The sequence below is a fragment of the Nocardiopsis halophila DSM 44494 genome, from assembly GCF_000341245.1.
GTDB lineage: Bacteria > Actinomycetota > Actinomycetes > Streptosporangiales > Streptosporangiaceae > Nocardiopsis_A > Nocardiopsis_A halophila.
Genome location: NZ_ANAD01000051.1, coordinates 24,876 through 34,424 on the forward strand (window position 1 = coordinate 24,876; position 9,549 = coordinate 34,424).

The 9,549-nt window shown below is 74.8% G+C and carries 9 protein-coding genes; 2 read left to right on the forward strand and 7 right to left on the reverse strand.

Features of this window, described 5'->3' with window-relative positions:
- Nucleotides 1–32: 32 nt before the first annotated feature.
- Together D450_RS35380 and D450_RS0106255 are read right to left on the reverse strand one after the other, a co-directional pair.
- Nucleotides 33–410 carry an ATP-binding cassette domain-containing protein gene (locus D450_RS35380; RefSeq protein WP_017537819.1) on the reverse strand — a complete coding sequence of 126 codons (378 nt, stop codon included), beginning with the start codon at nucleotides 408–410 and terminating at the stop codon, nucleotides 33–35.
- Between the two features lie 303 nt (nucleotides 411–713).
- The gene (locus D450_RS0106255; protein ID WP_017537820.1) at nucleotides 714–2,246 is read right to left on the reverse strand and encodes an MDR family MFS transporter; all 1,533 of its coding nucleotides are present in this window, start codon (nucleotides 2,244–2,246) and stop codon (nucleotides 714–716) included.
- A 126-nt stretch (nucleotides 2,247–2,372) separates the two neighbouring features.
- On the opposite strand from D450_RS0106255, the gene D450_RS0106260 reads away from it, so the two are divergent.
- Entirely contained in the window at nucleotides 2,373–3,014 is a 642-nt protein-coding gene (locus D450_RS0106260) for a TetR family transcriptional regulator (RefSeq protein ID WP_017537821.1), read from the forward strand.
- Between the two features lie 454 nt (nucleotides 3,015–3,468).
- Here the strand turns inward: D450_RS0106260 and D450_RS0106265 are convergent, their stop codons facing one another.
- From D450_RS0106265 to D450_RS0106280, 4 genes are all read right to left on the reverse strand, one after another.
- Nucleotides 3,469–4,722 carry an exonuclease domain-containing protein gene (locus tag D450_RS0106265; RefSeq protein ID WP_017537822.1) on the reverse strand — a complete coding sequence of 418 codons (1,254 nt, stop codon included), beginning with the start codon at nucleotides 4,720–4,722 and terminating at the stop codon, nucleotides 3,469–3,471.
- A gap of 409 nt (nucleotides 4,723–5,131) precedes the next feature.
- Nucleotides 5,132–5,335 (reverse strand): cold-shock protein, encoded by a 204-nt coding sequence (locus tag D450_RS0106270; RefSeq protein ID WP_017537823.1) that lies wholly within the window; start codon nucleotides 5,333–5,335, stop codon nucleotides 5,132–5,134.
- Nucleotides 5,336–5,632: 297 nt separating this feature from the next.
- On the reverse strand, nucleotides 5,633–6,265 hold the full coding sequence (locus D450_RS0106275; protein WP_017537824.1) for an MBL fold metallo-hydrolase: 633 nt from the start codon (nucleotides 6,263–6,265) through the stop codon (nucleotides 5,633–5,635).
- Nucleotides 6,262–7,341, reverse strand: a complete 1,080-nt coding sequence (locus D450_RS0106280) for an S-(hydroxymethyl)mycothiol dehydrogenase (protein WP_017537825.1) — start codon at nucleotides 7,339–7,341, stop codon at nucleotides 6,262–6,264. The genes D450_RS0106275 and D450_RS0106280 overlap by 4 nt, the downstream gene beginning before the upstream one ends.
- Before the next feature lie 175 nt (nucleotides 7,342–7,516).
- On the opposite strand from D450_RS0106280, the gene D450_RS0106285 reads away from it, so the two are divergent.
- Nucleotides 7,517–8,839, forward strand: a complete 1,323-nt coding sequence (locus D450_RS0106285) for a LuxR C-terminal-related transcriptional regulator (RefSeq protein ID WP_017537826.1) — start codon at nucleotides 7,517–7,519, stop codon at nucleotides 8,837–8,839.
- A 118-nt stretch (nucleotides 8,840–8,957) separates the two neighbouring features.
- Here D450_RS0106285 and D450_RS0106290 read toward each other — a convergent pair.
- Nucleotides 8,958–9,549: FAD-dependent oxidoreductase (locus tag D450_RS0106290; RefSeq protein ID WP_017537827.1), on the reverse strand; the 592-nt coding region annotated here is incomplete at its 5' end.

The window sequence follows — 9,549 nt, forward strand, 5'->3', positions numbered from 1 at the left end:
CGGCCGTACCCGGGAGGCCGGAGCCCTGCCCCTCACCCCAGGGCGCCGTGGTGGCGGCCGATCGGCGGCATCGGCGGCATCGGCGGCATCGGCGAACGCCCGGACACCGGGTCGGTGATGATCCGGCTGCGCAGGACGGACACCGCCTCCACGGCCTCGGGCGTGAGCACCGCCTGCGGCGGCCCCTGCGCGTGCACGCGGCCGCCGGCCAGGGCGATGAGGTGGTCGGCGCAGCGGGCGGCCGGGGTCAGATCGGTGAGCAGGTCCGGCTGCCGCCGGAGCAGCGCTCCGACCTCGACCGCGACCGGCCGGTCGGCGATGGCGGGCGCCGCGTGCGTGCCGGACTGCGCCGCGCGGTGCCGGGTCCCGGCCGGGGCCCACAGGTTCAGGGCGGGGGTGATGGTCCGCACCCGCGCACCGACGGTGGCCGCGGAGGCCCCGCGCTCGTTCCAGAGCAGCTCGTGGGTGGGGTGGGCGTGCTCCTCCCAGTGGGTGTCGCGGTCGACGGCCTCCCGCTCGGCAGCACGACGAAGGGCACGTCGACCTCGCCGGCCTCGGATACGGGCGGCCGGCGGTTCACGGGCGCGGGGCCTGCGCCCGGGCGGGGACCGTGGACGGACACGCCGTCGAGGGGAGGCGCAGGCGGGCCCCGGCACGGGCGCGGAACGCCGCCCCCGCTCCCCTCGCCGGGACCCCGGGCCGTTCGGGCACCGTCAGCCCGCCCGCACGGGCGCTTCAGCGTCCGCCGTGCCGGCCTCGGGCGCGGGCCCGTCCGCCGGGGTGCCGCCGTGGTCGGCGGGGGGCTTGACGAGCCAGGCCATGGCCACGGCGAACAGGGAGATCACGGCCCCGCACACGAACGCGGTCCGCAGGCCCTGCGCCTGTGCGGCCACGGCGCCCTCGCCGGCCGCGACGGCGGCGGCCGCCCCCGTGGACATGACCGTGATGAACAGCGCGGTGCCCGCAGCGGCGGCGACCTGCTGCAGTGTGTTCAGGATGGCGCTGCCGTGGGTGTACAGGTGCGCCGGGAGCGAGCCGAGCGCCGAGGTCAGCAGCGGGGTGAGCATGAAGCCCAGCCCGACGTTGAGCACGAGGTGGACGCCGATGATCAGCGCCGGGGTCGCGTCCTGGTCGAGCGCCGTCATCCCCCACAGCGCGGCGCTGACCGCCACGGCCCCGGGCGTGACCAGCGGGCGCGGGCCGACCCGGTCGAAGACGCGGCCGATCACCGCGCCCACCAGGCCCATCACCAGGCCGCCGGGCAGCAGCATCAGGCCGGTCTCCAGGGTGCCGTAGCCGAGGACGTTCTGCAGCAGCAGGGGCAGCGTGATCAGGGCGCCGAACAGCGCGGCCATGCTGATCAGCACCAGGACCAGCGCCACGGTGAAGTTGCGGGTGCGAAACGCCCGCAGGTCCATCAGCGGCCGGTCCTGCCGCTGCAGCGCCACCTGCCGGACCACGAACACCGCCAGGACGACGGCGCCGACGGCGATCGGCAGGAGCGGGGACACCGCGGCGTGCCCCTCGGCCGCCTCGCCGATGCTGTTGAGGCCGTAGATCAGGCCGCCGAAGGCCACGGCGGACAGCGCGACGGAGAGCAGGTCGAAGCGGACCGGGCGCGGCCGGGAGACGTTGCGCACCAGCACCGCCCCCGCCCCCAGGGCCAGCAGCGCGAAGGGCAGGACGACGATGAACATCCACCGCCAGCCGAGCACGGACAGCACGAGCCCGGAGACGGTCGGGCCGATCGCCGGGGCGACCGCCATGACGATGGAGATCAGGCCCATCGTGCGCCCGCGCCGCTCGGCGGGGACGAAGGTCAGGACCGTGGTCATGAGCAGCGGCATCATCACGGCCGTACCGGAGGCCTGGACGACGCGGCCGGCCAGCAGGGCGCCGAAACCGGGCGCGGCCGCGGCCAGCAGCGTCCCCGCCGAGAACAGCGACATGGCGGCGATGAAGAGCGTGCGCGTGGTGTAGCGCTCGAGCAGGCGGCCCGTCATCGGGATGACCGCGGCCATGGTCAGCATGAACGCGGTGGTCAGCCACTGCGCCGTCGCCGCCGTGATGTCCAGGTCGACCATCAGGCGCGGCATCGCCACGCTCATGATCGTCTCGTTCAGGATCACCACGAAGGCCGAGGCGACCAATAGGCCGATGACCGGCCCCGTGCGGGGCGCGGTGCTCTCCGCGGAGGTCGCGGCGGCGGCGCCCTCCGAGGCGGCCGGCGGCGGGGATGGCGACACGGGTGGCCCTTCCGTTGACGGGTACGGACGAAGAGTTCGCAGTGACCGCCAAGTTGGCAGTCACTGCCAGAAGCGTATCCTGGTGCGGAAACCGGGCACGAGGTGCGGCGAGGAGAGGATCGACACATGCCGAGCACCGGCCCCCTCCGGGAGGAGGGGGAGGACCTGCGGGCGCGCAGGCGGCGCCAGACGGCCGAGCACGTCGGCCAGGCGGCCCTGCGATTGTTCGAGGAGCGCGGCGTCGCGGCCACGACCGTCGACGACATCGCGGCGGCGTCGGGCATCTCCCCGCGCACGTTCTTCCGCTACTTCCCCACCAAGGAGGACGCGGCGCTCCAGGACTTCTCCGCGATGGAGGAGGCGATCGAGGCCCTCGACCTCGCCGGCGCCGACGCGGCCGGAGCGCGCGAGCGGATCGAGGAGATGTACGCCGTGCTCATCGCCCGCCTGACCGCCGAGCCGCAGGCCCGGCGCTACGCGGCCGTCCAGCGCCTCACCGCGCGCGAGCCCGCCCTCAAGCAGGCGGCCGAGGCGCGCCTTCAGGCCTACTCCGACCGCCTGTGCGCCCGTCTCACCGAAGCGCTGGGGCCGGGCAGCCGCCTCAAGGCGCGGGTGATCGCGGCGCTGACCGGAGCGGTCCTGCACGCGGCCCTCACCGAGTGGGGGCAGGAGGCGGAGGGAGGCGGCCCGCAGGACCTGGCCGCGCTCTACCGCGAGGCGCGGGAGTCCCTGGCCGGCGTCCTCCCTGAGCGGCCCTCGCGGGCCTGACCTTCCGACGGGCGCCGGGCGCGCGTCGGCGGCGGCGGTCGGCGGCCGCGCTCCCCCGGCCCCGTGCGGAGCGGCGCAGATGAGGAGGACGAGAAAGCGCCCGCGCGCGGTCCGTCCTCCGCGCGATGGTGTCCTGCCGGGTGGTGCAACTCCGCCCGGTCGTCCTGTCCTGGAAGCGTCGGGAACGCGGTGAGCCGTCGTGTGACGGTCGACGGGCCCGCCGCCTCCGTGGCCGGGCCCTTCGCCGGGAAGGGCGGGCTTCGACGCCTGACAGCCGGGGCGGGTGGCCCGCAGCGGCGGCGTGTCCCGGCGCGCTCGAACGAGCCGTCGACCACGACCAGCACCCGGCCGGGCACCTGGGCCCGCCCGAGCTGAACGGTCGGCCCCGGCCACGGGGGGCGGCGGTATGCCGTCCAGGAACAGCTCGGAGCCCGGGTCGCCATGGCCGGGCCGCTCACCCCATCGCCTCCAGGAGTTTCTCGAAGGCCTCCTCCGTGATGACCGGGATACCGCGTTCCCGCGCCTTCTTCGCCTTTCCGGAGAGGGAATCGGGATCGGCCGCCACAAGGATCCGCGTCTGCCGGGTGACCCCGTTCTTCGGCACGAGCCCGGCTTCCACCGCCATTCCGTGCCAGTCGTCCCTGCTCCGCCGACTGGTGCCGGTGAACACGACCTGGTCGCCAGGGTCGAGGACGAACGCCGAGGCCGGCGGCGCGGCCGACCGCCCGCCGGCGGCACTGCCGCCGCACGTCCGTTCCGCCTCCGCGCGCCTCAGCTCCTTTCCCACGCTGTCCGGCGGCATTCCGAGAAGTGCGGCCACGTTCTGAAGGTCCGCCCGTTCAAGGCCGGTGACGACGCCGTCCTCCCAGGCCGCATCGGCCAGCGCCGCGAGATAGCGGTGGTGCGCCGCCGCCACCGTCTCGCGCGAGATCCCGAGGTAGCGGGCCGTGTCGACGAGCTCGTCGGCCTCGGCCGCCGACAGGTGACGGTCCACGAGCGCCCGGTCGAGTACCGCCAGGTACGGGTCGGCCGCGTCGGTGGCGGTGTCGCCGGGCAGCCTCTCGACGATCCGTTCCAGGAAGTGCGCCTCCCCCTCACCTGCTTGTGAACGCGTGACCGTGGCACGGCCGGACCGCTGCACGTGCGGCCAATCGAGGGCGGCGCATGCTGCCAGGAGTTCCGCCCAAGGCCGCGGCGTGGGGGCCGCCGCGAGATAGTGGCGGAGAAGCCCGGCCGCCGCATGCGCGTCCCCCAGAGCCGAGTGCGCGTCCACGAGCCTGAGTCCGGCACTGCGACAACAGCCTTCGAGAGAGCGCTTGCCGGTGCCCCGCAGGTAGCGACGGGAAAGACCCATCGTGCAGAGCCCCTGGGAAGGCGACAACGGGACCTCGACTCCCATCCGCGCGTATTCAGCGGCAAGGAAGCGGACATCGAAAGGGAGGTTGTGGGCCACCACCACACGTCCGCGGAGCAACTCCGCCAGGTCACCGGCGACCTCTTCGAACAACGGCGCTTTGCGCACCTCCCGGGCCCGGATGCGGTGCACGTGGCCGGCGCCCAGATCCCGCCCGGGATTGAGCAGCGTCGACCACTCGCTGCCGACCTCCCCGGAATCGTCCACGTGCACCACGGCGACCTCGACGACGCGATGGTGGCTCGCCGGCGTGATCCCGGTCGTCTCAACGTCCACGACGGCGTATCCGCTCATCGTCGGCGTCCCTTCTGTGCGGGGGGCAGGAAGAAAGGCTCGCCAGCGGGCCGCGAGGTCAGGACAGATTAGCGGATGGGTCTCCACCCGGGGGCGATACGGGAAAAACGGGCCCTCTTCCTTCTCCGTGGGCGACACGCCGGCATGCGGCGGCCCGCACAGCCGCACTCCCGGCGTCCCGCCACGCCCACCGCCCCGGGGAACTCGACCACCTTCATGCGGATCACGCCGCAGGACCGGTCACCCCAAGGGCCGGGAGACGGCGTCCCCGCCCGGCGGTCCCTGCGGCCGGAGCCGGGGCCGTACGAGGTCGATGCCGGTCGGCATAAAAGGGGACGGCCCCCGCAGCAGTGCTGCGGGGGCCGTCCCATCGGGCCGTCATCGGGCCCGGAAGGCCTGTGGGTCCTGCTTAGAGCGCCTGGACGTCCTGGGCCTGCGGGCCCTTGGGGCCCTGAGCGATGTCGAACTCGACGCGCTGGTTCTCCTCGAGGTTGCGGAACCCGCTGCCCGCGATGGAGGAGTAGTGCACGAAGACGTCCGGGCCGCCCTCGTCCTGGCTGATGAAGCCGTAGCCCTTTTCGCTGTTGAACCACTTCACGGTTCCGGTGGCCATGGCGGCCTCCTCGTTCCTTCTGCAATGAAACCGACGCCGCGGGCTGCGGCGCCCGGGGCTGCCGCGAACCTTCTTCCGGAACGAAAAAACGCCCGCTGACCGAAACTCCGCGGGCGATCGTGCGATCAAGCGAAATCCAGACTGCAACCCATCCGTGATGTTAGCACAACCGGGGGCACACGTCTCCCTCCCCGCGGCCCCGGACCGGCCGTGCCCGGTGCGGCCCGCCGCCGGGCACGGCCGGGAGCGGGCGCCCTTCCTCCGCCGCCCCCGCACCGCGCCGGCCGTCCGTTCGGCTCAGTGGCCGCGGGCGATCCACTCCGCCAGGTGCGGCGCCTCCGTACCGATGGTGGTGCCGTCGCCGTGGCCCGTATGGACGCGGGTCTCCTCCGGGAGCCGGAACAGGCGGTCGCGGATGGAGCCGATGATCGTCGGGAAGTCCGAGTACGACCGGCCCGTCGCCCCCGGTCCCCCTGAGAAGAGGGTGTCCCCGGAGAACAGCGCCCCCGCCTCGGGCATGTGCAGGCAGACCGAGCCGGGCGAGTGCCCCGGCGTGTGGATCGCGCGCATCTCGGTGCCCGCGACCGGGATGCGCCGGTCGTCGTCCAGGTGCCGGTAGGCGGTGCCGTCGTGGCTCATCCGCCACAGCGCGTCGTCACCGGAATGCAGCAGCACCGGGGCCTGCAGCGTCCGGCCCAGCTCCGGGGCGTAGGTCACGTGGTCGTTGTGCCCGTGCGTGCACACGACCGCCACCACGTGCCGCCCGCCCACGGCCTCGACGATCGGCTCGGCGTCGTGCGCGGCGTCGATCACCACCGCCTCGTCGTCGTCGCCGACCACCCAGACGTTGTTGTCGACCTTCCACGCCCCGCCGTCGAGTTCGAACAGGCCGGAGGTGACCACGCGGTCGATGCGCAGCGCGCCGCTCACAGGACCACCACCGAACGCAGCACCTCGCCCCGGTGCATGGTGTGGAAGGCCTCCTCGACCTGGTCGATCCCGATGCGCTCGGTGACGAACCGCTCCAGCGGCAGGCGCCCCCGCCGGGNGATCAGCACGGGGAAGTCGCGCTCGGGCAGGCAGTCGCCGTACCAGGAGGACTTCAGCGCCCCGCCGCGGGCGAAGACGTCGATGAGCGGCAGTTCGAGCCGCATGTCGGGGGTGGGCACGCCGACCAGCACCACGGTCCCGGCCAGGTCGCGGGCGTAGAAGGCCTGCGTCCAGGTCTCGGGGCGGCCGACCGCGTCGATGACCACGTCGGCGCCGAAGCCGCCGGTGGCCGCACGGATCCCCTCGACCGCGTCGTCCCGCGCCGCGTCGACGGTGTGGGTGGCGCCGAGCGCCCGGGCCCATTCCAGCTTCCCGGGGTCGCGGTCCACCGCGATGATGGTCCCGGCGCCGGCCAGCCGGGCCCCCGCCACCGCGGCGTCGCCGACGCCGCCGCAGCCGATCACCGCCACCGAGTCGCCCCGGCCCACTCCCCCGGTGTTCACCGCGGCGCCCAGTCCGGCCATGACCCCGCAGCCGAGCAGACCGGCCACGGCCGGGTCCGCCGACGCGTCGACCTTGGTGCACTGCCCGGCGTGCACGAGCGTCTTCTCCGCGAACGCGCCGATCCCCAGCGCCGGGGACAGCTCCGTCCCGTCCGCCAGGGTCATCTTCCGCTCGGCGTTGAAGGTGTCGAAGCAGTACTCGGCGCGGCCGCGGCTGCAGGCGCGGCACCGGCCGCAGACCGCGCGCCAGTTCAGCACGACGAAGTCCCCGGGCGCCAGGCCGTCGACGCCCTCGCCCACGCTCTCCACCGTGCCGGCCGCCTCGTGGCCGAGGAGGAAGGGGAACTCGTCGTTGACCCCGCCCTCGCGGTAGGTCAGATCCGTGTGGCACACCCCGCACGCCGCGACGGCGACCACGGCCTCGCCGGGACCGGGGTCGGGGACGACGATGTCGGTGACTTCGACGGGGGCGCCCTTCTTCATGGCGACGACGCCGCGTACCTGCTGTGCCATGCCTGGTGTTCCTCCGATGGTGCGGTCGGCCGCGCGCTGGAGCACACGGCGCTCACCGCGACGGTAGGGCCGGCCGCACCGGACGCGGAGCCCCCCGGAAGAAGGGGAGAATCCCGCCGTTCGACGGGGCCGCTCCGTTCCCCCTGCGCGGAGGCGGAGCCTAGACTCCCCCGTCATGACGGATGAGGCTCACACCCCGGCCCAGGCGCCGGCCGGGGACGCGGCGGACCCGGTCGCCGACCTGCACGCGCTGCGCGAGGCGGTGTCGGGCCCGCTGGCCGAGATCGCCCGCCGGTTCTCCCGCCTGCTGTCCGCCCGGTGGCCCCACCGGGCGCTGGTGATCTTCACCCTCGAGTGCACCGGGCGCCCCCGCAAGGTGGCCGGTGAGCGCGCCATCGTCGACCGGGTCACCATCGAGGAGCTCGCGGCGCTGAAGGCGTCCATCGCGCTCGGGGAGCGGATGAGCGGCCACGCCCGGCTGGCCGGCGCGCAGCGGTGGGTGTGGGCGCTGCGGGACCGCTCGGACACGCTCCTGGTGCTGCTCCCCCGCCGCCGGGCCGAGCCGGCGCATCCCTCGGCGCTGGCGGCGGCGTTCGGGATCGTCGCGACCTCCATCCGGCAGCAGGTCGCCCAGGCCAGCCCGGACTACCTGGCCGAGTCCAGGGCCGCCTCGAGCGAGCGCGCGCGGGCCACCGCCGAGCTGACGGCGGCGCACGAGGCCGCGCTCACCGGCATCCTCACCACTCTGCGCTCGTCCCGGCTGGACGACCGCAGCGCGCGCGGCGCGGCCGCCGACGCCGCCTCCAAGGCGCTCATCGCCCTCCGTGCACGGCGGGAGGCCGATCGGAACCATTCGGAGGAGGCGCCGGACGCGGCGTTCCAGCGCCTGCTCAAGGAGGTCGACCCCTTGCTGCGCCACCGGGAGGTCGCCGCCGAGTTCGTCCCGCCCTCCGCCGACGGCGGCCCCCTGCCCGGCGAGGTCGCCTACGGAGCGCGCGCGATCACGCACGACATCGCCCTGGCTCTGACGGCGCAGTCCGACGTGGCGCGGCTGCGCATCGCCTGGACCTGCGACGACGCCGCCCTGGCGGTCGATGTCCGGGACCAGAGCGAGGGGGTGCTGGACGCGGCCGGCCTGCGGCGCACGCTGGACGGCCGGGCCCACACGCTCGGCGCCGGGCTGGAGGTGGAGTCGGTCCCCGGGTGGGGCAACCGGGTGGCCGTCCGGCTGCCGCTCGCCCCGCCCGCTCCGCAGGCGGACCAGCGCCTGCCGGCCGACCTGAACCGCCGGGAGCGGGAGGTGCTCGCCCTGGTGGCGGCCGGCAGGCGCAACAGGGCCATCGCACAGGAGCTCGGCGTGGCCGAGAGCACCGTGAAGTTCCACATCTCCGCGGTGCTCAAGAAGTTGGGGGTGGCCACCCGGGGCGAGGCGGCCGTCATCGGGGTGCGGGCGGGGATCGCCGCGGACGCGCCCGGGGCCCGGGACGGCGCGGGATAGCCCGCCCCGGGGGTGCGCACGGCCGGGGTCGGGGCCCTCGCCAGCATCGCCCGCATCGCCCGGATGCGGCCGGACACGGTCGGCCCCGAGGGGCGCGGGGCCCTCCCCCGCGCCCCGGTCAGATCCGCTTGGCCAGCCGTCGGCGCCACCCGCCGAAGGAGCGCGGGAGGTCGACCGCCAGGACCCCGGTCACCTCGTCGCGGGGGTCGCAGTACAGGGCCAGGAACGGGCCCGTCGCCGGATCGCCCTCCTCGATCCGCACCGTGCAGTCGCCGGTGCGGTGGCCCGCGAACTGGATCTTGTGGCCGTACTGGTCGGACCAGAAGTAGGGGACCGCGTGGTGGGCCGGTGCGCTGTGCTCGCGGCCCAGCAGGGCCGCGGCGGCCGCCGTCGGCTGCTGCAGGGCGTTGGTCCAGTGCTCCAGCCGCATGGGGGCGGCGGTGTAGGCCCGGTAGGAGTTCGCGCAGTCCCCGACGGCCACGACGCCGGGCACGCCGGTGGCCCCCCGGGCGTCGGTGCGCACCCCGCGGTCGATGACCACGCCCGAGCCGTGCAGCCACTCGGTGTTGGGCTCGGCGCCGATGCCCACCACCACCGCGTCGGCCGCCAGCTCCCGCCCGTCCTCCAGGCGCACCGCCGTGACGCGGGAGGAGCCCACCAGCGCCGACACGCGGGCACCGGGGTGCAGGCGCACGCCGTGGCGGGCGGGG